The organism is Streptomyces anulatus (assembly GCF_014650675.1).
GTDB classification, from domain to species: Bacteria; Actinomycetota; Actinomycetes; order Streptomycetales; family Streptomycetaceae; genus Streptomyces; species Streptomyces anulatus.
This window is the reverse complement of sequence record NZ_BMVK01000001.1, coordinates 682231-703736: the sequence shown is the minus strand read 5'-3', so window position 1 is coordinate 703736 and position 21506 is coordinate 682231. Positions and strand designations below refer to the sequence as shown.

Sequence of the window (21506 nt, the reverse complement as noted above, 5' to 3'; positions counted from 1 at the left end):
GTCTCAGCGCACCGAGAACGCGTACTCGGTGCGCGAGGTGAACTCCTCGCCCGGCCGGAGCACCGTGGACGGGAACTCCGGCCGGTTCGGCGAGTCGGGGAAATGCTGGGTCTCCAGCGCGATCCCGGCACACGGCCCGAACGGCTGACCGTCGAAGTGGTCGGCCGTGTACAGCTGGAGCCCCGGCTCGGTCGTCCGCACCGTCAGCACCCGCCCGGACGCCGCGTCGTACAGCTCGGCGGCGACGGCGTCCGCGGCCGCCGTCCCCTCCTCCAGCACGAAGTTCTGGTCATAGCCCGCGCCCACCGCCCGCATCCCCCGGAAGTCGAACCGGGTCCCGGCCACCGGCAGCAGCTCACCGGTCGGCACCGACGCCGCGTCCACCGGGGTCACCTCACGCGCCGCGATCCGCAGCTGCTGCCCGAGCGCGCTCCCGCTGTCGGCGCCCGCCAGGTTCCAGTACAGATGGCTGGTCGGGTTCAGCACGGTCGGCGCGTCCGTCACCGCCCGGTAGTCGAGCCGCAGCGTCCCGCCGGGCTCCAGGGTGTACGTCACCGAGAAGTCCAGCCGCCCCGGATACCCCTCGTCCCCGTCCGCCGAGACCAGGGACAGCCGCACTCCGTCCGGGACCGCCACCGCGTCCCACACCCGCTTGTCGAAGCCCCTGGCCCCGCCGTGCAGATGGGTGCCGCCCTCATTGGGCGTCAGGCGGTGCGTGCGCCCGTCCAGGACGAACGACGCGCCCCCGATCCGGTTCGCGTACCGCCCGACCACCGCACCGAAGTAGGGGGCCGGGAACTTCTCGTAGCCCGCGACGTCCGGCAGCCCGAGCGCCACCGCGGCACGGGAGCCGTCCCGGCCCGGGGCCCGGACCGACTGCACGATCGCGCCGTAGGTCAGGACCCGCACCCGGACCCCGTCCCGCTCCAGCGTCCACCGGCGGACCGGCGACCCGTCCGCGAGAGCGCCGAAATCTTCCGTGTACGTCGCCGTGCCCGTGCTGGTGGTCATGGTCACCGACCCTACGCGGGCGGCTGAGGGTCCGTGATGTTGCGGTAGGCGATCTCCGCCAGCCGGGCCTGGCCGTCGCGGCTCGGATGGAACCAGTCCCACTTGCTGAGCTGCGTCCCGGTGAAGCGGAAGTCGAACACCGCGCCGCCGTCGTACCTGCAGTACCGGTCCTTCGCGCACACGTCCCGCAGCACCCCGTTGTACGCGACGACCCGCTCCCGCACCGCGTCCCGCCGGGCCACGGCCGCCGGCCCCAGATCGTCCGCGTCGGCCAGCATCGACTGGCAGATCCCGAGCTGCCAGATCTTCTTGCCCAGCTCGTTCACCCGCCCCGTCGACCAGAGCCGCTTGAGGTCCGGCACGCTGGAGACGTACACCTGCGCCTTCGGGGCCCCGGCCCGCAACTGCCGCATCGACGCCTCGAACGACGCCCGGAAGTCCGCCACCGGCGTCATCAGCCGCACCGAGTCCCGGCACGCGTCGTTCGCACCCGTCATCACCGTCACCAGCTCCGGCCGCTCCTTCGCCGCCAGCGCCATCTGCTCGGGCAACTGCACCATCCGGGACCCCGACACCGCGTGGTTCCAGCTGCGGTCCGCCGCCTTCGACGGGCCGAGCAGCCGGACCGCGAGACTGCGCACCGCGTCGTCCGACCCGGTCGCCCACGACACCTCGGGACAGTCGGCCAGCACCGAACACGCGTCGAAGCCCCGGGTGATCGAGTCCCCGACCGCCGCGACCGACCCGGGCCGAGGGTTCCAGTCCGGGGTGGGGGAGGGGGAGGGCGAGGCGCCGCGCGTGGCCGCGGGCGCGTTCCGCGACACGCCGCCCTCCGCGCCGTCGGAGCTGCATCCGGCCAGTGCGGCGACGCCGACGCACGAGAGTGCCGTCAGCGCGGCGGCAGTGGTACGCATTCGTGGGCGTGTCGCACGCTCCGGCATCGGTCGGATCCCCTCCGGTCAACCCTTGGCTTATGCCTCTGGACATGCCCCCGGCAAGCACACGATCCCCAGGTCGGGGCTCTGCGCGCCCTGCCGGGTGAAAGCCGGCGAATCAGGGGCCCGAGACCGACGGTACGTCACACGGACGGCCCCGGCGCACGGTAGCTTTTCCCCGTCGGACCAGTGGCGTCCCGCCCGCCCGCGTACACACGGGCGGCTCCGGTACATTACGTCACGTCACATACTGTCCCTTTTCAGGAGATTAACTCCCGATGCTGTTTACTGATGACAACCTCGGGAGCCGGCCGGATAAAGGCGGTACGGGCGCGAGGCCGCTGGGGAAGGCGTACCTCGTCCCACACGGGAGGTTCCGGTGACGACACGTGGAGTCCTGTACGTTCACTCCGCACCGCGCGCGCTGTGCCCACATGTCGAGTGGGCAGTGGCGGGCGTTCTCGGTGTGCGGGTCCAGCTGGACTGGATCAGACAGCCGGCCGCCCCCGGCACCTGGCGGTCCGAGTTCTCCTGGAAGGGCCGCGCCGGCATCGCCTCGCAGCTCGCCTCCGCCCTGCGCGGCTGGGACCTGCTGCGCTTCGAGGTGACCGCCGAGCCGTGCCCCACCGCCGAGGGCGAGCGCTACAGCTCCACCCCCGGCCTCGGCATCTTCCACGCCGTCACCGGCATGCACGGCGACATCCTGGTCCCCGAGGACCGGCTGCGGGCCGCGCTGGCCCGGTCGGTGCGCGGCGAGAGCGACCTGGAGACCGAGATCGCCTCGCTCCTCGGCAAGCCGTGGGACGACGAGCTGGAGTCCTTCCGCCACGCGGGCGAGGGTGCGCCTGTTCGCTGGCTGCACCAGGTCGTCTAGCTGCCGGGGCGCAAGCTCAAGCCCCTCCGGCGATTGAGGAGCGGGGTCCGGGGCAGAGCCCCGAAGAACGACGAAGCCCGCCTCCCGGACCCCGGGAAGCGGGCTTCACTGCGCAAAGCGTCACACGGACCGGAACGCCAGCACCACGTTGTGCCCACCGAATCCGAACGAGTTGTTGATCGCCGCGATCGGCCCCTCGGGCAGCACCCGAGGCTCGCCGCGCACGATGTCCGCGTCGATCGCCTCGTCGAGCTCGTCGATGTTGATGGTCGGCGGAGCGATGCGGTGGTGCAGCGCCAGGACCGTCGCCACGGTCTCGATGCCGCCCGCGCCACCCAGCAGATGACCCGTCATCGACTTCGTCGCGGAGATCGCGACGTGGTCGAGGTCGTCGCCCAGCACCTTGCGCAGCGCCTTGATCTCGGCGAGGTCGCCCTGCGGCGTCGACGTGGCGTGCGCGTTGAGGTGGACCACCTCGGACGGCTTGAGGTCGCTGGAGTCCAGCAGGTTCTGCATCGCGGCGGCGATGCCCCGCCCGGTGGGCTCGGGCTGCGCGATGTGGTGGGCGTCGGCCGACAGGCCCTGGCCCAGCACCTCGCAGTAGACCTTCGCGCCGCGCGCGGCGGCGTGCTCGGCCGACTCCAGGATGACGACGCCCGCACCCTCGCCGAGGACGAAGCCGTCCCGGCCGGTGTCGTACGGACGCGAGGCCTTCTCGGGCTCGTCGTTGCTCTTGGACATCGCCATCATGTTGGCGAACGCGGCGATCGGCAGCGGGTGGATCGCCGCCTCGGTGCCGCCGGCGACGACCACGTCGGCGCGGCCGGTACGGATCATCTCGACGGCGTACCCGATCGCCTCGGCGCCCGAGGCGCAGGCGGAGACGGGCGTGTGGACACCGGCCTGGGCGTTGACCTCCAGGCCGACGTTGGCCGCCGGGCCGTTGGGCATGAGCATGGGAACGGTGTGCGGGGAGACGCGGCGTACGCCCTTCTCCTTCAGCACGTCGTACTGGTCGAGCAGGGTGATCACGCCGCCGATGCCGGAGGCGATGACCGAGCCGAGGCGCTCGGGCGCGATGCTCTCGTCCTCGCCGGCCTTGGCGGTGAAGCCCGCGTCCGCCCAGGCCTCGCGGGCCGCGATCAGCGCGAACTGCGCCGAGCGGTCCAGCTTGCGGGCCAGCGGGCGGGGAAGGACGTCGCCCGGGTCGACGGCCGCGAGGGCGGCGATCCGGACGGGCAGATCGGCGAAGCGCTCGCCTTCGAGAGGCTTGACGCCGGACCGGCCGGCCATCAGACCTTCCCAGGTCGATGCGGAGTCGCCACCCAGCGGAGTGGTTGCGCCGATACCGGTGACGACCACGGTGCGATTGGTCGAGTTCACTGGAAAATCTTCTCCACGTGTAGAGGGTCGTGAATCAGCGGCGCCACCGCCGGGTGGCGACACAGCCGGGCTGGGATCAGCCCTGGTGCTTCAGGATGTAGTTGGCGGCGTCGCCGACCGTCTTGAGGTTCTTGACGTCCTCGTCGGGGATCTTGACGTCGAAGCGCTCTTCGGCGGCGACGACGACCTCGACCATGGACAGCGAGTCGACGTCCAGGTCGTCGGTGAAGGACTTGTCCAGCTGGACGTCCTCGACCGGGATACCGGCGATCTCGTTGACGATCTCGGCGAGACCGGTGACGATCTCTTCCTGCGTGGCGGCCATCTTGGCGCTCCTTCGGTGGGTTTCTTCAGGGTTCGTACGTACGGACCAAAAGGTCCGGTGTGCCTAGGGGAGGGTAACGACCGTCGCGGCGTAGACGAGACCCGCCCCGAAGCCGATGACGAGCGCGGTGTCGCCGCTCTTCGCCTGACCGGTCGCCAGGAGCCGCTCCATCGCGAGCGGAATCGAGGCGGCGGACGTGTTGCCGGTGGACTCGATGTCACGGGCGACCGTGACGTGCTCCGGCAGCTTCAGGGTCTTCACCATCGAGTCGATGATCCGCATGTTGGCCTGGTGCGGAATGAAGACGTCCAGGTCTTCCGGAGCGATCCCGGCCGCGTCCAGTGCCTGCTGGGCGACCTTCGCCATCTCGAAGACGGCCCAGCGGAAGACCGCCTGGCCCTCCTGCGTGATGGCCGGGAACTTGATCTCGCCCTTCGAGTCGAGCGGCAGCTTGGAGACGTCGCCGACGTGCAGGTCGTTCCAGGCCACCGTCTGCTTGATGGTCTCGGACTTGTCGCCCTCGGAGCCCCACACGGTCGGGCCGATGGCCGGCTCCTGGGAGGGGCCGACGACGACCGCGCCCGCACCGTCGCCGAACAGGAAGGCCGTCGCGCGGTCCTCCAGGTCGGTCAGGTCGCTGAGCCGCTCCACGCCGATCACGAGGACGTACTCCGCGGAGCCCTCGACGACCATGCCCTTGGCGAGGGTGAGGCCGTAACCGAAGCCCGCGCAGCCGGCCGAGATGTCGAAGGCGGCGGGCTTGCCCGCACCGATCTTGTGGGCGATCTCGGTGGCGACGGCCGGGGTCTGCTTGAAGTGCGAGACGGTCGAGACGACGACCGCGCCGATCTGCTCGGGGTCGATGCCCGCGTCGGCGATGGCCTTGCCGGACGCCTCGATCGACATCGCGGCCACGGTCTCCTCCTCGGAGGCCCAGTGGCGGGTGACGATGCCGGAGCGGGAGCGGATCCACTCGTCGGACGAGTCGATCGTCTCGAGGATCACCTCGTTCGGCACGACCCGGGTCGGGCGGTAGCCACCGACCCCGAGGATCCGTGCGTACGGGGCGCCCTTGCTGGGCTTGATCTTCGACATGCTCGCTCCTTAGGCGCCTGCGTGCTCGGAAATGAGCGCGCGGGCCGTGTCGAGGTCGTCGGGGGTCTTGAGCGCGAGCGTCTTCACACCGGGCAGCGCGCGCTTGGCGAGCCCGGTCAGCGTGCCGCCGGGGCTCAGCTCGACGAGTGCGGTGACGCCCAGCGACTGGAAGGTCTCCATGCACAGGTCCCAGCGGACCGGGTTGGCGACCTGCCCGACCAGCCGGGCGATGACCTCGGTGCCGGTGGCCACGGTGTGGCCGTCGGCGTTGGAAACGTAGCGCACGGTCGGGTCGGAGACCGTGAGGTCGCCGACCGCCGCGCGCAGCTTCTCCACGGCCGGAGCCATGTGGTGCGTGTGGAACGCGCCGGCCACCTTCAGCGCGACGACCCGGCGCACGCCCTCGGGCTTGTCGGCCTCCAGGGCGGCGATCTGGGCGGCGGTGCCCGCGGCGACGATCTGGCCGCCGCCGTTGACGTTGGCCGCGGTCAGACCGAGCTTCTCCAGGTGCGGGATCGTTACGTCGGGGTCGCCGCCGAGGAGGGCCGCCATGCCGGTCTCGGTGACCGCGGCGGCCTCGGCCATGCCGAGCCCCCGGGTGCGGACGAAGCGCAGCGCGGCCTCGTCGTCGATGACGCCCGCGAGCGCGGCGGCGGTGATCTCACCGACGCTGTGGCCCGCGACGACGGACGGCGAGGCGTCCAGGGCGGCTGCCGAGAGCAGTCCGGCGGCGACCAGGAGCGGCTGTGCCACGGCGGTGTCGCGGATCTCGTCCGCGTCGGCGCGCGTGCCGTAGTGGGCAAGGTCGAGCCCGATGGCATCGGACCAGGCCGCGATGCGGTCGGCGGCACCGGGGAGGTCGAGCCAGGGAGTCAGGAAGCCGGGCGTCTGAGCGCCTTGGCCGGGAGCGACGAGTACGAGCACCCTCACACTCTCTCTTGTGGACGGCTTCGGACGCCCGTGGGGACAGGGACGAAGAACCGTCGGGGGAATTGTTGGAGTCCAACAAAAGTCTAGGACTGAGGATCCGCTGCGGCCAAGCGCCCCAGGATCAGGGCGATCCTCAGCGTGAACGCGGAGCGCACATCGGAGGGTGACCACCCGGTGACGTCGGTCACACGTCGTAGCCGGTAGCGCACGGTGTTGGGGTGCACGAAAAGCATCCGGGCGGCGCCTTCCAGGCTGCTCGCCTGCTCCAGATAGACACTCAGCGTTTCCAGCAGCGCCGAGCCCGCCTCTTCCAGCGGTCTGTAGATCTCCTCCACCAACTGGTCCCGCGCGGCCGGGTCTCCGGCCATCGCCCGCTCCGGGAGGAGATCGTCCGCCAGGACCGGTCGCGGAGCGTCCTGCCACGCCAGGCACGCCTTCAGCCCGGCCGCCGCGGCCTGCGCGGACCGGGTGGCCGCCAGCAGGTCCGGAACCACGGGCCCGGCCACGACCGGACCGGCGGCGTACGGCCCGATCAGGCCCTTCGCGACCTGGAGCGGGTTGTCGCTGCCGCCCGCGATGACGACGAGGCGGTTGCCCAGGACGCCGGTGAGGACCTGGAGCTTGGCGTGCCGGGCGGCGCGCCGGATGGCCTCCACGGTCAGCTCGCTGTCCCCGTCGGGCGCGGTGCCGAGGATGACGCACACATGCTCGGGGGAGTTCCAGCCGAGCGCGGCGGCCCGGGACACGGCCCCCTCGTCGGCCTCGCCGGAGAGCACCGCGTTCACCACGAGGGATTCCAGCCGGGCGTCCCAGGCGCCCCGGGCCTCGGCGGCCTGGGCGTACACCTGAGCGGTGGCGAAGGCGATCTCGCGCGCGTAGACGAGGAGCGCCTCCCGCAGCAGCGACTCGTCTCCCGGGGCGGCCACCTCCTCGATCGCGGCCTCCATGACCTCGATCGTGGTGCGCACCATCTCCACGGTCTGCCGCAGGGTGATGGCCCGGGTCAGTTCGCGCGGCGCGGTGCCGAACACATCGGTCGAGATGGCCTGCGGGGTCTCGGGATGCCGGAACCACTCGGTGAACGCGGCGATACCGGCCTGGGCGACCAGGCCGATCCAGGACCGGTTCTCCGGAGGCATCGCCCGGTACCACGGCAGCGATTCGTCCATGCGGGCAATCGCGTTCGCGGCCAGCCGGCCGGAGGACTGCTCCAGCCGTTTCAGGGTCGCGGCGTGCAGGTGGGCGTCGTGGGCGGGGGGCTGCTCAGGATCGGGTCGGGGCACGAGGACAAGACTGCCTTATCGGGCCGGTGGATCGGTGGGCCGGGGCGACGGTGCCCCGTACCGGCGGGTAGGCGAACACCTGACGCGGACCGTGCCGCTCCCGCGACCGTACGGCGGGCGCCCCCGGGCTACCGTGGCCGGGTGATTTCCGTGCACCGGTCCGATGACCGCTACCGGGGCGGGGACGAGGCCGCCGGGATCGTCACCCGGCACGCCCTCTCCTTCGGCCCCTTCTACGACCCGGACAACCTCCGCTTCGGCCCGGTCCTGGCCTGCAACGAGGAACGCCTCGCCCCGGGCGCGGGCTTCGAGGAGCACCCGCACAGCCATACGGAGATCGTCACCTGGGTCGTCGAGGGGGAGCTGACCCACCGCGACTCGGCCGGCCACGCCTCCGTCGTCCGCGCCGGGGACGTGGCCCACCTGAGCGCCGCCTCCGGGGTCCGTCACGTCGAACGCAACGACGGCACGGCCCCGTTGACCTTCCTCCAGATGTGGCTGGCCCCCCTGGAGCCGGGCGGCGAACCCTCGTACACGGTCGTCCCCGGCATCGCCGACTCCACCCCGTACGCCCTGCCCGGCGCGGGCGCGATGCTTCATGCCCGCCGCCTGAGCGGGGGCGAGCGCACGGCGGTCCCGGACGCGGCGCGCGCCTACGTCCACGTGGTGCGGGGGCGGGTCGCCCTGGACGACGAGGAGCTGGGCCCCGGCGACGCCGCCCGGATCACCGGCGCGGAGGGCCTGGAAGCGGTCGCGGTGGCGGGGCCGGCGGAGCTGCTGGTGTGGGAGCTGGCGGGTTGAGGCCCCGCGCCGCACCGCCGCAGGGCGGGGACGCGGGGCCTCATGGATTCCGGTCGGTCAGCTGATGGACTTGATGGAGCCCCAGCCGCCCGTGCCGACCTCGACGCTCGACCCGTCGATCGGGCCGTGGATCGAGCTGCCGCCCTTGTAGAACTTCAGGGTGCCGTCGCCCGCGGTGGTCCACATGTCGGCGACGCCGTTGCGGTCGGCGTCGGCCGCGCCCGCGATCAGGGGGCGGTTGGTGACGGTGTACCCGTGGCCGTACTCGGTCCGGTCGCCGAACAGGTTGTTCGCCAGGCCGAGGTAGATGTACAGGATGCCGTCGCGGGTGTCCCGGGCCAGCAGGTCGACCCGGCCGTCCTTGTCGGCGTCGCCGGGAGCCGACAGGTTCATGACGTCCCAGCCGCTGGTGCCGACGACCACCGGGGCGGCGACGGTCGGGGTGGGCGCGGACTTACCCGCGTACATGTACAGCTTGTTGCTGTGCTGGACGAGGAGGTCGGGGTGGCCGTCCCGGTTGACGTCCCCGGCGTTCACCAGCTTCGAGTCGGTGGGCAGCCCGGTCAGGATCTTGATCGCGGAGCCCAGCGTGCCGGTGCCGAGGTTGGGGTAGACGCGCAGCTCGCCCGCGACGATGGCGACGACGTCCTCCATGGCGTCCCCGGTCCAGTCGCCCCGGTGCGTCACCGCGGCGCCGGCCCAGCCGCCGGTGCCGATGAGGGTCCGCGAGCCGAGGGCGCCGGTGCCGGTGCCCGGGTAGACGTACAGCTTGCCGGTGTCGTCGACCGCGACCAGGTCGGGCTTGTTGTCGCCGGTCAGGTCGCCCGGGACAGGGGTCGCGGTGTTCGTGATCCAGGTGCGTACGTCGTCCACGCGCGTCGCGACGGCTCCCGTACGGGTCTCGGTGGCCGGCGTGCCGACGCAGCCGCCCATCCACGACCTGCTGGTGACGGCGAGCAGCTCCTGCTTGCCGCCGGTCTCGCGCAGGATCGGGCCGCCGGAGTCCCCGTGGCAGATCACCGCGTCGCCGACGGCCGTCAGCGAGACGTTCGCCGAGGCGTCGCCGGTGGCGGTGAACGACGCGGTGTGCAGCCGGTCGGGCACCCAGGTCGTCTTCGTCCGGCCGAACCCGGCCGCGGTCACGTTCTCGTCGGCCGTGGCCGGGGCGGTGGCCAGGGCGACCGGCTTCACGTTCGCGATGCCGACGCCGAGCTTCACCATGACCAGGTCCCGGTCGGGGTGCGGAACGAGTTCCACGGCCGTCCGGACGGCCCCGCCCGTGGTCTGGGTCAGATCGGTGCGGCCGACCGTGACGGTGGTCGTGACCTTGGGCTTGCCGGGCTGGACGACGCCCGTGGCGTCCGCGAAACAGCTGGCGGCGGAGAGAACCCACCGCGGGTTCACGAGCGTTCCCGTGCAGGAGCGCTCGGAAGCGCCGACGACGATCCTCGCGGTGTGGCCGAAGGACGCCGCATCGGCGGGAGCCCCCTGCAGGGCCATGGCGGGAGCGGCGACGAAGCTCCCCGCCAGGGTTGCGGCGACGGCGATGCCGCCTGTCCAGAATCTACGACTGTGCATATGCGACACGACGATTTCCCCCACTGGTATGCGTCGGTAATGAGCCGTACGGAAAGAGCGAAACTTTCCGCCTTCCGAACTCCGCCCCGCAAGGCGAAAGTTCACAAGTGTGGGGATTCAAACACGACTTGATCACATACGCCTCGACGAGATCGGGCACAATGCGCAAACTCGACGACGGGGCGCTGTGGTTTATGTCACTACAACCATTGGGCCCTGACCGGATTCCGCCCGGCTATGCGGAGAGGCGGGCCCGCCAGAGGTCGCGGAGCAGTGCGATCTCGGCCATGTGGTGGATGAGTTCCAGGTTGGCGTTGGCCAGAACGCCGATGTACGCGTCGTCGGGGTCGGAGCCGTACGGATACTGCGAGAGGCCGACCGTGTCGAGCTGCTCGTCGGTCAGCGTGGCGATGCTCGCGCGATGGCGGTCGAGCGTCTCCCAGAAGCGGTCCAGCGCCGACGAGGCGGACGGTGTGAAGTCGACCAGGAGATGCGGGTCCTGCCGTCGCTCGCCGAAGGTCCACTCCCACCGGCCCGCGAAGTCGGAGTGCAGATGACCCAGCCGCCAGGCGATGGTGGTGATCGGCACGACGTCGGGCTCCGGCTCACCGGTGAACGCGAGGACCTCCTCGACCCGTTCGGCGCTCACGCTCCAGTCCTCGGCGATCTTCGCCACGGACATCCCGCCCGCCGCCTGCCGCGCGACCTCCGCGTACTCGCTCGCCGGGATCTCCGGCGCCCCCTTGTCGATGACCCACGCGCCGGGCCCGTACGCCCGCGGCGTCACCGCCTCGTCCCGGCGCCGGATCGACCAGCTGCCGGGGGCCGGCTCCCACAGGTACTCCGCGTCCCCGAGGCCCTTCAGCCGGACCTGGGCCATTTCCCGCGCCTGGTCGAACTGCTCGATCAGAATGCTCAGCCGGTCGGTCCGCGGATCCTGGCCGCTCATACGTGGCTCCCTCGTCGTCGCGCCACGCGATCCACGGCGCACGGAGGGAAGTTAACGGCTCGCCTCCCGGGGCGCGACCGAATTCCCGGGCAGGCGCGACCGGCCGGGAGAACGGTCAGGCCCCGGCGTGCTTCTCCCGCTTCTCCCGCTGGTCCGCGATCCGGTCCAGCTCGCGCATCGCCTGGGAGTGCCCGCTCATCCGCCGGCTCACCTGGCCGGTCGTGAACAGCGCGGTCCCCACGAGCGACACGGGGAGGGACAGCCCCAGGACGAGCAGCGCCTCGGGCCAGTCGCGTTCGTCCTGGCAGTAATCGCCCTTCCACAGACCCTCGTTGGCCGTGCCGCCCTCAGTGAGCAGACGCGCCTCGCACTCGGCGGTGCGGCCGCTGCGTGTCTCGACCGTGTAATCCGTGAGCAGCAGAATCGCGCACCAGCCCCACAACAGGGCCGACAGGAGCAGCAGACCCGCTCCCCAGTTACGTATACGGGTGGACTGCTGCCGGAATTCGAGGTCGTACTCGCGTGAACGCATGGCGGGAGAATCTAGCAGCGCGCGACGGGCCGCCGATCCGCCTCACGGCAACGTGCGGGTGAGCCACACCACTTCGCCGTTCTCCTCCATGGAAACGTGGTCCCGCTCGAACGCGAGCTTCTCCAGGACCCGGAACGACGCGGTGTTCCACGTGGCGACGGTCGACCAGAGCCGCTTCCGCCCGGTCGCGACGGCGGCTTCGAGCACCGCACCGGCCGCCTCGGTGGCATAGCCGTGCCCGTGGGCGCGCTGGAACAGCTCGTACGCGATCTCGGGCTCCTCCAGGGTGGAGCGGCCGATGATCAACCCGCAGTAGCCGATGAAGTCGCCCTCCTCACGGCGCTGGATGGGCAGCAGGGCGATCCCCGTGGTCTCCGTCGCCGCGAGCAACTCCCCTATGGACGTCCGGATGCGCTCGACCGGAGGCTTCCCCTTGCCGCGTTCGGCGAGCAGATCGCTGAACTCGGCGGCGTCCGACTCGGCCCACGGCCGCAGGATCAGCCGCTCGGTCTCCAGGTGGAAGGGCATGGTCTCGTAGGTGGACATGGCCCCACTCTGCCATTCCGCCCCACCGTCACCCGGGTATGTCCTTGCGTGCGCGGACGGCCAGGACGGCGACCAGCAGCGTCGGTACGAGCAGGAGCGAGAAGGCGATCGCGTAGCCGCCGAGCCGGCTCGTCCCGGCGGCCAGCCCGGCGTTGAGCACGGCGGTGGCGAACGCCAGGACGACGACCTGCCCGAGATTCATGTTGGTCTGCATCGCGCTGGTGGTGTGGCCCAGCCGGTCCGGCGCGCTGTGGGCGAGCGACAGCACCGTGACGCACGGATCGAGCATCCCCATCCCGACCGCCGCCAGCGGCATGGCCGCCATCGCGAGCAGCGGGGAGACACCGGAGAAGCTGCCCACCACGGCGAAGGCGACGGACGCCGCCATGATCAGGGCACCGACCGTGACGAGCCGGTGCCGGGCGACGTCCTGGAGCAGCTTGCCCTGCACCCACGACGCGACCGCCCACAGCACGGCGGACGCCGTGAACGCCACGCCGACCGTCACCGCAGCCACCCGCCGCTCCGTGATCAGCATCAGCGGCACCAGCGCCTCGACGGTGAAGTACGTACCGGAGGTCAGCCCGCGCAGCAGCACCGCGGTCGGCAGCCCCCGGGCACTGCGCCAGGTGCCCTCCGGCAGCAGACGGGGTGCGAAGACCACCAGGAGCGCGACGCCGGCGGCGACGAACAGCAGGTGGCGCGCGTCCCATCCCGAGACGCCGTACTGGCCGAGCGCCGCGCCCAGGCTGAGCATCCCCGCGACCACCAGCGGCGGCCGGGAGGCGCGTTCCTCGGCGGGCGGGAGGTCGGCGGGCGCAGCCTGGTCGCTCTCCCCGGAGGGGGCTTTCCTCAACACCGCGACCAGGGCGATCGCGGGCAGCGCGGTCAGCACGGCCAGGCCGTAGAAGACCGTCCGCCACAACCACACCTCGGCGACCACTCCGGCGACCGGCGGCCCGACCAGCGACGGGATGATCCAGCTCGCGCTCATCATCGCGAGCATCCGGGGCCGCAGATACTCCGGATACGACTGGCCGATTGCGGTCGTCACGGACACCGCGACCATCCCGGCTGCCAGACCGTCGACGAAGCGGCCGATCACCAACTGCCAGATCGAGACGCTGGACGCCGACACCAGCAGCGTCACCACGGAGAGGATCATGCCCAGGGCCAGCGGACGCCGAGCGCCCGAGCGGTCCGCCCAGTGCCCGCCCAGCACACCGCCGAGCAGGCTGGCCGCCACGAAGCTGCCCGCCACCAGGGGGAACAGCGACACCCCGTTCAGGTCCTCGGCCGCCGTCGGCAGCGTCGGCACCACGGCCAGCGCGGCGAAGCCGGTCAGGAACATCACCGTGGCGAAGGTCAGCGTGGCCGCCGCGTACTGCCGGGAGAAGATGCCCGGACGAGTGTCGCTCGGTGAGGGTCGGAGGGCCTGTTTCGAGGTCATGGATGTCCCGTTGACGTGGCTCGACACCCCGAGGCTTGGTCTGGACCACCCGGAGCCAGCGAGAAGCTATGCCAGGGGCCGAAGCGCGGGCAACCGAATTTGGCGCGGGTGCGACGTGAAGCAGGGCGGCACGGGGGCCAGTTGCCCGTACCGCCCTGTTCCCGATGACGGCCGTGTCAGCGCAGCCCGTCCACGAACGCCTGCCAGGCGTGCGCCCCGAGGACGATCGCGGGGCCCGTGGGGTTCTTGCTGTCGCGGACGGGGACAGAGCCGCAGGGGGAGCCGACGGCGGTCTCGACGCAGCAGCCGCCGGTGCTGCCGCTGTACGAGGAGGTCCGCCAGGCCGCGCCGCCGGTCACGGTGCACTCGACGCAGTCGCCGCCGGTGTTTCCGCTGTAGCTGGACTTGCGCCAGTCCGCGCTGGTCAGGTCAGGGCCGTACTCCATAACGCTCCTCCATCACGCGGCTGATCCGCGCCACCGATTCCTCGACGGAGAGTGCGGTGGCCTGGAGGTGAGCGTATCGGAGCGAGGCCTCCCTGACCGTCTCCGGGTTGGCCGTCATATGGCCGGAGATGACGTCCTCGGTGTAGACGACCTCCGGGTCGTCGTCGAAGCGCAACTGGTTGAACGAGCCTGCCAAGCTCGCGTGTTCACCTGCCTCAAAGGGCAGCACCTGGATCCGCATCCAACGGTGCGCCGCGCAGTCCAACAGCTTCTGCAGTTGGGCCCTCATCACCTCGTGGCCGCCGATCGGCCGGTACAGCACGGCCTCGTCCAGGATCGCCCAGGCCAGCGGCGGCTTGTCCCGCTCCAGGATCCGTTGGCGCTCCATGCGGGCGGCGAGCAGACCCTCCAGGTCGTCCGGCATGCCGGTGGCCAGGACCGCCCGCGCGTACTCCTCCGTCTGCAACAGCCCGTAGACCACCTGCGCCTGGTACGTCGAGATGTACGCGGCCTTCGCCTCCATGTCCGCGTACGGCTGGAACCACGTGGGCAGTTGGCTCCGCAGCACCAGTCCCACCAGCCGTGAGAACGTCCCGTCCGTGCCCAGCGCCGCGTCCACGCGCTCAGAGAAGTCCCGGGTGGGGATCTTCTTCGTCGTCTCGATCTGGCCGACCAGCGAGCCCGTGCAGAAGATGATGGTGCCCAACTGAGGCTGCGTCAGGCCTTGGGCTTCACGTTGGCGGCGCAACTCCCCGCCGTAGTAGGCGAGCGGGGAGGCGTCGGGATCGAGCGTCTGGATGTTGGCCACGGATGGACCTCCGGGTGCAACGCCTCGCGGCGTTCGTTTCGGTACGTAGCCGAGCGTAGCCATCGCGTCGCAGCCTGGTGACATGAATCACGTACTCATCCCCCGAAGGGATCCCGGGGAGCCCGTCTACCACGCCGACTTCGCCCTCGGTGAGCACTCCGCCCGGCATCTGCGCCGCATCCTGCGGCTCTACCTCAAGGCGTGGGAGCTGATGTTCCTCGCCGACGCGGCGGAGCTGGCGCTCACCGAGCTGGTCGCCAACGTCGTGCGGCACGTGCCCGACCGGCGCGGCCAGACCTTCATCTTCCGGCTGCCGCGCGGCGAGGGCGTCCGCGTCGAGGTCGCGGACAGCAGTACCGTCATGCCCCTCGCCATCACGGGTGACCCGCTGGACGACGGGGGCCGGGGACTCGTCCTCGTCAACGCCGTCACCGACGCGTGGGGCATCATCAAGCAGTGGGACGGCAGCGGGAAGACCGTCTGGTTCGAGTGCCTGACGCCACCGGAGAAGGGCGGCAGCCGGTTCAGGACAGCTCGGCCAGAACCGCGTCCGTGAACGGCGTCCACGCCTCCGCGGCCCACGGGCCGAACGCCCGGTCCGTCAGCGCCACGCAGGCGACGCTCGCCACCGGGTCGATCCAGAGGAACGTGCCCGACTGGCCGAAGTGGCCGAAGGTGGCAGGGGAGGACGTGTTCCCCGTCCAGTGCGGGGACTTGGAGTCGCGGATCTCGAAACCGAGGCCCCAGTCGTTCGGGCTCTGGTGGCCGTAGCCCGGCAGGACGCCCTTGAGGCCCGGGTGGACGACGGTCTGGGCCTCCAGGACCGTACGCGGGTCGAGGAGGCGGGGGGCCTGCACCTCGGCCGCGAAGCGGACCAGGTCGGCGAGGGTGGAGACGCCGTCGCGGGCGGGGGAGCCGTCCAGTGTGGTCGAGGTCATGGCCAGCGGTTCCAGGACGGCCTGGCGCAGGTACTCCGCGAACGGGATGCCGGACGCTTTCGCGATGTGGTCGCCCAGCACCTCGAAGCCCGCGTTGGAGTACAGGCGGCGGTTGCCGGGCGGGGCCGTCACCCGGTGCTCGTCGAAGGCGAGGCCGCTGGTGTGGGCGAGGAGGTGGCGCACCGTGGAGCCCTCGGGCCCGGCCGGCTCGTCCAGCTCGACCGCCCCCTCCTCGTACGCCACCAGCGCCGCGTAGGCCGCGAGCGGCTTGGTGACCGAGGCGAGGGGGAAGCGGTGGTCGGCCGGCCCGTGCGTGCCGAGGACCGTGCCGTCCGACCGTACGACGGCGGCCGCCGCCGTCGTGACCGGCCAGGTGTCGATGATGCGCAGGCTCTCCATGGCTCCGAGCCTAACCGCCGCGCGTGCCGACGGGTCCCGGGCCCCGGGGGAGCCCGGGACGGAGGCGTGCGCGTCAGGCTGCGGCCAGCGGGGCGAGCCGGGTGCCGAGCGCCATGATCCGCATCGCGCGCTCCGTGGCGTCGGCCAGGAACTCGTCGCTCCGGTCGATCGCCTCCACCAGCGTCATCGGCGCGGGCAGGATCGCGCTGTACGCGTCCACGCCCACCGCCCGCACGTCCTGCGCGCCCGGCCCGATCGTCCCGGCCAGCACCAGGACCGGCACCCCGGAGGCATGCGCCCGCCGGGCGACCTCCGCCGGGATCTTCCCGCGTACGGTCTGGTGGTCCAGCGCCCCCTCGGCCGTGATCACGAAGTCGGCGCGGGCCAGGCGCGCGTCCAGGTCGAGGCCGTCGAGGAGGACGTCGTAGCGGGGGAGGAGCCGGGCTCCCACGGCGGCCAGCCCTGCTCCGAGGCCGCCGGACGCGCCCGTGCCGGGAGCGGTGCGCAGGTCGATGGCCGGGGCCCCGGACGTCGGGGCGAAGGCCGGGGCGAGGTCCCGGGTGAGGACGTCGGCCAGCCGCTCCAGGCCCGCCGAGAGCAGCTCCACCTCCGCCGGGGTCGCCCCCTTCTGCGGCCCGAACACCCGGGCCACTCCGCGCTTCCCGCACAGCACGTTGTACGGGTTGCAGGCCACGAGCAGCTCCGTGCGGGCCAGCCTCGGGTCGAGGCCGGACGGGTCGACGCGCTCCAGCTCGTGCAACGCGCCGCCGCCCCGGCGCAGTTCACGGCCATGGCGGTCAGTCAGCCGGGCCCCGAGTGCCTGGAGGGCGCCCGCGCCCCCGTCCGACGTACCGGAGTCGCCGCAGCCGATGAGGATGCGCCGGGCCCCCGCGTCCAGGGCGGCCCGGATCAGCTCGCCGACGCCGTACGTGGTGGTCGCGCCCGGGTGGCGCAGGCCCGGCGGCACCAGGGCGAGGCCCGCGACGGCGGCCATCTCCACGACGGCGGTCAGCGGCCCCGGTCCGCCCAGGAGCGCGAAGTGCGAGGCGACCGGCTCGCCCACCGGGCCCGTGGCGGTGACCGGGACCAGCCGGCCGCCGCCCGCCAGGGCCAGCGCCTCCGCCGTGCCCTCGCCGCCGTCCACCAGCGGGATGAGGTCGAGGTCGGCGTCGGGGATCACACGCCGTACGCCGACGGCGATGGCCTCGGCCACCCGGGCGGCCGAGAGGGACTCCTTGAAACCGCTGGGGGCGATGGCGATGCGGTGGGTGCGGTGAGCGTGACGGGTCATGGCTGGGTCTCCAGAAGGACGGGCACGCCGAGCAACGGCCAGACGGCGAGGGCGAAGACGAGGACGAGGGCCGCGGTGAGCGGGGCGAGGAAAGCGGACAGCCGCAGCAGGTCGCGCGGGGTGTAGGTCGGGGTGCCGGGCACGTCCGCGAAGAGCGCGACCGGCTTGGCCGAGGAGGGCAGCGTGTGGCAGAAGCCGGCCGCGGCCGTGGACGCCAGCGCCGCCGTGACCGGGTTGACCCCGGCCCCGACCGCCGCCGCGACCACCAGCGGGACCAGCACGGAGGACCGGGCGGAGCGCGACTGGAGCGCCAGGTGGGCGGCCGTACTGACGACGACCACTCCGGTCAGGAAGACCCACGGGGGCGTGGACGCCCCCAGGGGTATCCAGCCCACCAGCCAGTCGGCCGCGCCCGAGTCGGAGAGGGCGACGCCCATCGCCATGGTGGCGGCCATGAACAGCAGCAGCGGCCAGGGCACCGTCCGCAGACCGTCCTTGAAGCGGACCGTCCCCAGCGCGGGCGAGGTCGCCACCAGCGCGCCGATAAGCGCGACCACGGCGGGCGACACCCCGTGCAGGGGCTCGCTGCACCACAGCAGGACGACCGTCGCCAGCAGGAGCAGGCAGCGGGACTCCGCCGGGGTGAACGGCCCCTCGACGGCCGTCTCGGAGTGCTCCTGGATCTGCGCCGCCGTGATCGTCACCGGGCCCTTGCGGTCGGCGCGCCGGGTCGTCGTCAACAGCACCAGCTCGGCGGCCAGATGGGAGGAGACGACCGCCAACGGCATCCCCACCACCAGCCACTGCACGAAACTCAGCTGCTCGCCGGTCTGCTCCCACAGCACCCCGACGGTGATCAGGTGCGCCCCGGCGCCGATCAGGGTCGCGACGGCCGACAGCAGGATGACCGTGGGGAAGAGCAGCGCGAGCATCACCACCAGACGGCCGCGCTCGCGCAGGGCGGCGGCCAGTGCCAGGAACACCGGGAGCGCGAGGGCGGCGCGCCCCGAAGTGGCCGGCACGGCGAACGCGGTGACGACCAGTCCGGCCGTGGTCAGGTGCACCAGCTGGCGCACGGTCCTGGCCCCGCCGACCAGGAAGACGGCGGCCCGGCCGGCCAGACCGGTCCGGGTCACGGCCGCCGCCAGGACGAAGGCGCAGATCAGCAGCCACACCGTCTCGTCGCCCAGGGTGGCGAACAGGGTCTCACTGCTGATCACCCCCGTGACGGTCAGCGCCAGGCCCGCGCCGAGGGCGATGTAGGCGTCGTCCACCGGAGTGGCGATCCAGGCGGCGGTGGCCAGGGCGAAGACGGCGAGGGAGAGTCGCCCGTCGACGCTGAGGCCGGGGGCGGCGCCGGGGACGGCGAGGAGAGCGCAGAGGCCGAGGACGGCGCAGAGGCCGACGGTCTGCCGGAGTGGTAGAGGCACGCTGTAAAGCCTCTGAAGGCGGGGTGAGTACGTGATGAGCGTCCGGTGAAGGCCTTTTCATCAAGTGGTCCGCACCCCACGGCCGGGATCGGGCCCGGGCCGGGGCTCAGGGCAGGCGATAGCCCTCAGGGCAGGCGGTAGCCCATGCCCCGGATCGTCTCCAGCCGCTCCGCGCCCAGCTTCCGGCGCAGCGCGCGCACATAGACGTCCACGATGTTGGACCCGGGGTCGAAGTCGTACCCCCAGACATGGGACAGGATCTGCTCGCGCGACAGCACCTGGCCGGGGTGGCGCAGGAACATCTCCAGCAGCACGAACTCGCGCGCTGTCAGATCCACCGTCCGGTCGCCCGCGCGGGCCCGGCGCGTCCGCAGATCCAGGGCGAGGCTGCCGCTGCGCAACATGGTGACCTCGGGCGCGCGGGCGGCGGTGCGCTGCCGCAGCCGTACCCGGGCGAGCAGCTCCTCGAAGCGGAACGGCTTCGTCATCCAGTCGTCGGCCCCGCCCTCCAGCCCGGCCACCGTGTCCCGCACGGAGTCGCGGGCGGTGAGCACGATGACCGGCAGCGTGACGCGGGCCTCGCGCATCTCCCGCAGCACGGTGAAACCGTCCCGGCCCGGCAGGCCGATGTCGAGCACCATCAGGTCGAACCCGCCGGACAGCGCGTGGCCCAGCGCCAGGTCCCCGTCCTCGGCGACGACCGTGGTGAAGCCGTTGGCGCGCAGCCCCTTCTGGACGAACGAGGCGATGCGCTCCTCGTCCTCGGCGATCAGGATGCGATTCATGTGTGGGTCTCCAGCGTGAGTACGAAGGTGGCGCCGCCGCCTTCGGTCCGGCGTAGTTCGACGCGGCCGTGGTGGCCCTCCGCGATGGCCTTGACGATGGCGAGGCCGAGCCCCGCGCCGCTGGTGCGGGTCCCGCGCCGGGACGTCCCCCGGCGGAACCTCTCGAAGATCACCTCGGCGTCCTCCGGCGGAATCCCGGGCCCGTGGTCGGCGACGTACAGCTCGACGCGGCCCGCCTCGGCCCGCGAGCCGATCCGGATGCGCTGGCCGGGCACGGTGTGCTGGACGGCGTTCTGCGCGAGCTGCACCATCGCCTGCGTCATCCGCTGTTCGTCCAGGCGCACTTCGAGGTCCGCGACGCCGTCGAGCTGCCACTCCCGGTCGCCGAGGGTCCGCACCTTCACGAACACGTCGGCGGTCAGCTCCGCGAGCTGGACGGGTTCGGGGCGCACGAAGTCGGGGCGCTCGGCCCCCGCGAGCAGGAGCAGGTCCTCGACGATGCGGCTCATCCGGTCCAGCTCGTCCGTGACCAGCCGCACCGTCTCCTCCCGGTCCGCCGGATCGTCGCCCATCAGCTCCAGGTGGCCCCGGACGATGGTGATGGGGGTGCGCAGCTCGTGCCCGGCGTCGTCGACGAAGACCCGCTGCGCGGCGAACGCCCGCTCCAGCCGGTCGAGCATCGCGTTGAACGTCTCCGCTAGGGCCGCGATGTCGTCGCGGCCCTCCACGGGGATGCGCCGGGTGAGGTCCTGCTCGGTCAGTTCCGCCGCCGTCGTCCGGACGAGACGGACGGGCGCGAGGATGCGACCGGCGACGGCCCAGCCGATCCCGGTCGTCATCAGCAGCGCCACACCGGACAGGGCGAGCAGCGTCCAGAACGTCTTGTCGGCCACGGCCCGTTCGCGCTCCGGGTGGAAGGCGACGACGAACGCGCCAGGCTCCCCGCCCGTGGAAGGCCCGATGTCGACCTTGGCCCAGCGCAGTTCGCCCTGCGGGCGGTCCAGGGTCCCGAAGGAGTCCTTGGAGGCGTGGATCCGGGCGAGCGAGGCGTCGTCCTGCCACAGGGCGATGTCCTGCGGCAGTTCGCGGCGCTGCCGGATGACGCCGGGCTTGTCGCCGGGTCGGCCGGTCAGGCCCAGCAACTCCTCGTCGGGGTCCGCGTACTGCCGTTGCAGGTAGATGCGGAGCAGCCGGTCCGCGGTGTCGAACCGGCCGCCGGTGTCCGGGTCCACGCCCTGCGGCACGAAGTTCGCGAACTCACCGGTCTCCTGGGTGAGCAGCTGGCTGATGCGGTGGTCCACGTCCCGCTGGAGGATCGAACGCACGGTGACGGCGACCGCGCCCAGCGCGACCGCCATCACGACCAGCAACCACAGCAGGATCCGTACCCGGGCGGAAATCCTCGGAAGGCTAACCGTCATCACCGAAGTCGTCGTCATCGTCGTCGTCGGCCGCCGAGGGGCCCGGGACGACGGAGCTGTCCGGTGTACGGGTCGGGGAGGAGGAGCCGCTCGGAGTCGGGGTGTCGGTCGGCGACGTGACACCGCTCGGCGGCGGTGTGCCGCGCGGGCTCTCCTCCAGCTGGACGGTGGGAGGCACCTTCGGCGCTTCCGAGGTGTCGGTCATGGCATAGCTGGTGGCCGCTATGCCGAGGGGCACGGCGACGACGGCTGCCAGGGCCGCCAGACGAGGTGAGAAAGCCATGTATTCACCCTGA

Annotated in this window: 23 protein-coding genes; 3 read left to right on the top strand and 20 right to left on the bottom strand. The window is 71.9% G+C overall.

Annotated elements, in window-relative coordinates:
• Positions 1-3: 3 nt before the first annotated feature.
• Together IE272_RS03140 and IE272_RS03135 are read right to left on the bottom strand one after the other, a co-directional pair.
• Entirely contained in the window at positions 4-1011 is a 1008-nt protein-coding gene (locus tag IE272_RS03140; RefSeq protein ID WP_190006206.1) for an aldose epimerase family protein, read from the bottom strand.
• 11 nt (positions 1012-1022) lie between these two features.
• Positions 1023-1925, bottom strand: coding sequence for an SGNH/GDSL hydrolase family protein (locus tag IE272_RS03135; protein WP_179890780.1), 903 nt, complete (start codon positions 1923-1925; stop codon positions 1023-1025).
• A 400-nt stretch (positions 1926-2325) separates the two neighbouring features.
• Here IE272_RS03135 and IE272_RS03130 point away from each other — a divergent pair, with 400 nt between their 5' ends.
• A complete protein-coding gene (locus IE272_RS03130; RefSeq protein WP_050361335.1) occupies positions 2326-2820 on the top strand; it encodes a DUF3145 domain-containing protein in 495 nt (164 codons plus the stop codon).
• 120 nt (positions 2821-2940) lie between these two features.
• Here the strand turns inward: IE272_RS03130 and fabF are convergent, their stop codons facing one another.
• From fabF to IE272_RS03105, 5 genes are all read right to left on the bottom strand, one after another.
• On the bottom strand, positions 2941-4203 hold the full coding sequence (gene fabF, locus IE272_RS03125) for a beta-ketoacyl-ACP synthase II (RefSeq protein WP_050361334.1): 1263 nt from the start codon (positions 4201-4203) through the stop codon (positions 2941-2943).
• Positions 4204-4279: 76 nt separating this feature from the next.
• Positions 4280-4528: an acyl carrier protein gene (locus tag IE272_RS03120; RefSeq protein WP_007449394.1), complete on the bottom strand. Its 249-nt coding sequence runs from the start codon at positions 4526-4528 to the stop codon at positions 4280-4282.
• A gap of 63 nt (positions 4529-4591) precedes the next feature.
• Positions 4592-5623: a ketoacyl-ACP synthase III gene (locus IE272_RS03115; RefSeq protein WP_050361333.1), complete on the bottom strand. Its 1032-nt coding sequence runs from the start codon at positions 5621-5623 to the stop codon at positions 4592-4594.
• Positions 5624-5632: 9 nt separating this feature from the next.
• Positions 5633-6547 carry an ACP S-malonyltransferase gene (locus IE272_RS03110; RefSeq protein WP_050361332.1) on the bottom strand — a complete coding sequence of 305 codons (915 nt, stop codon included), beginning with the start codon at positions 6545-6547 and terminating at the stop codon, positions 5633-5635.
• A gap of 89 nt (positions 6548-6636) precedes the next feature.
• Positions 6637-7836: a PucR family transcriptional regulator gene (locus IE272_RS03105; RefSeq protein ID WP_007449388.1), complete on the bottom strand. Its 1200-nt coding sequence runs from the start codon at positions 7834-7836 to the stop codon at positions 6637-6639.
• A 141-nt stretch (positions 7837-7977) separates the two neighbouring features.
• Between IE272_RS03105 and IE272_RS03100 the strand changes: the two genes are divergently transcribed.
• A complete protein-coding gene (locus tag IE272_RS03100) occupies positions 7978-8637 on the top strand; it encodes a pirin family protein (RefSeq protein ID WP_190006205.1) in 660 nt (219 codons plus the stop codon).
• Positions 8638-8694: 57 nt separating this feature from the next.
• Here the strand turns inward: IE272_RS03100 and IE272_RS03095 are convergent, their stop codons facing one another.
• From IE272_RS03095 to IE272_RS03065, 7 genes are all read right to left on the bottom strand, one after another.
• Entirely contained in the window at positions 8695-10215 is a 1521-nt protein-coding gene (locus IE272_RS03095) for an FG-GAP-like repeat-containing protein (protein ID WP_190006204.1), read from the bottom strand.
• Between the two features lie 235 nt (positions 10216-10450).
• Positions 10451-11164, bottom strand: coding sequence for a DinB family protein (locus tag IE272_RS03090; protein ID WP_190006203.1), 714 nt, complete (start codon positions 11162-11164; stop codon positions 10451-10453).
• 115 nt (positions 11165-11279) lie between these two features.
• Positions 11280-11696, bottom strand: a complete 417-nt coding sequence (locus IE272_RS03085) for a hypothetical protein (protein ID WP_073958821.1) — start codon at positions 11694-11696, stop codon at positions 11280-11282.
• A 42-nt stretch (positions 11697-11738) separates the two neighbouring features.
• Positions 11739-12242, bottom strand: coding sequence for a GNAT family N-acetyltransferase (locus IE272_RS03080; RefSeq protein WP_190006202.1), 504 nt, complete (start codon positions 12240-12242; stop codon positions 11739-11741).
• Between the two features lie 28 nt (positions 12243-12270).
• Complete coding sequence (locus IE272_RS03075; RefSeq protein WP_190006201.1) at positions 12271-13692, bottom strand: MFS transporter; 1422 nt, start codon at positions 13690-13692, stop codon at positions 12271-12273.
• A 176-nt stretch (positions 13693-13868) separates the two neighbouring features.
• Positions 13869-14138 (bottom strand): DUF397 domain-containing protein, encoded by a 270-nt coding sequence (locus IE272_RS03070; protein ID WP_190006200.1) that lies wholly within the window; start codon positions 14136-14138, stop codon positions 13869-13871.
• Positions 14122-14946, bottom strand: coding sequence for a helix-turn-helix domain-containing protein (locus tag IE272_RS03065; protein WP_190006199.1), 825 nt, complete (start codon positions 14944-14946; stop codon positions 14122-14124). The genes IE272_RS03070 and IE272_RS03065 overlap by 17 nt, the downstream gene beginning before the upstream one ends.
• A gap of 82 nt (positions 14947-15028) precedes the next feature.
• Here IE272_RS03065 and IE272_RS03060 point away from each other — a divergent pair, with 82 nt between their 5' ends.
• Positions 15029-15502 carry an ATP-binding protein gene (locus IE272_RS03060; RefSeq protein ID WP_190006198.1) on the top strand — a complete coding sequence of 158 codons (474 nt, stop codon included), beginning with the start codon at positions 15029-15031 and terminating at the stop codon, positions 15500-15502.
• Here IE272_RS03060 and IE272_RS03055 read toward each other — a convergent pair.
• The 6 genes from IE272_RS03055 to IE272_RS03030 form a co-directional block, all read right to left on the bottom strand.
• A complete protein-coding gene (locus IE272_RS03055) occupies positions 15471-16283 on the bottom strand; it encodes a serine hydrolase domain-containing protein (RefSeq protein WP_190006197.1) in 813 nt (270 codons plus the stop codon). The genes IE272_RS03060 and IE272_RS03055 overlap by 32 nt on opposite strands.
• Before the next feature lie 73 nt (positions 16284-16356).
• Entirely contained in the window at positions 16357-17574 is a 1218-nt protein-coding gene (locus IE272_RS03050; RefSeq protein WP_190006196.1) for a glycerate kinase family protein, read from the bottom strand.
• Positions 17571-19004, bottom strand: a complete 1434-nt coding sequence (locus IE272_RS03045; protein WP_007446677.1) for an SLC13 family permease — start codon at positions 19002-19004, stop codon at positions 17571-17573. The genes IE272_RS03050 and IE272_RS03045 overlap by 4 nt, the downstream gene beginning before the upstream one ends.
• Positions 19005-19129: 125 nt before the next feature.
• Positions 19130-19789 (bottom strand): response regulator transcription factor, encoded by a 660-nt coding sequence (locus IE272_RS03040; protein ID WP_097922265.1) that lies wholly within the window; start codon positions 19787-19789, stop codon positions 19130-19132.
• Entirely contained in the window at positions 19786-21210 is a 1425-nt protein-coding gene (locus tag IE272_RS03035) for a sensor histidine kinase (protein ID WP_229897188.1), read from the bottom strand. The genes IE272_RS03040 and IE272_RS03035 overlap by 4 nt, the downstream gene beginning before the upstream one ends.
• Positions 21200-21493, bottom strand: a complete 294-nt coding sequence (locus IE272_RS03030) for a hypothetical protein (RefSeq protein ID WP_050361322.1) — start codon at positions 21491-21493, stop codon at positions 21200-21202. The genes IE272_RS03035 and IE272_RS03030 overlap by 11 nt, the downstream gene beginning before the upstream one ends.
• Between the last annotated feature and the right edge of the window lie 13 nt (positions 21494-21506).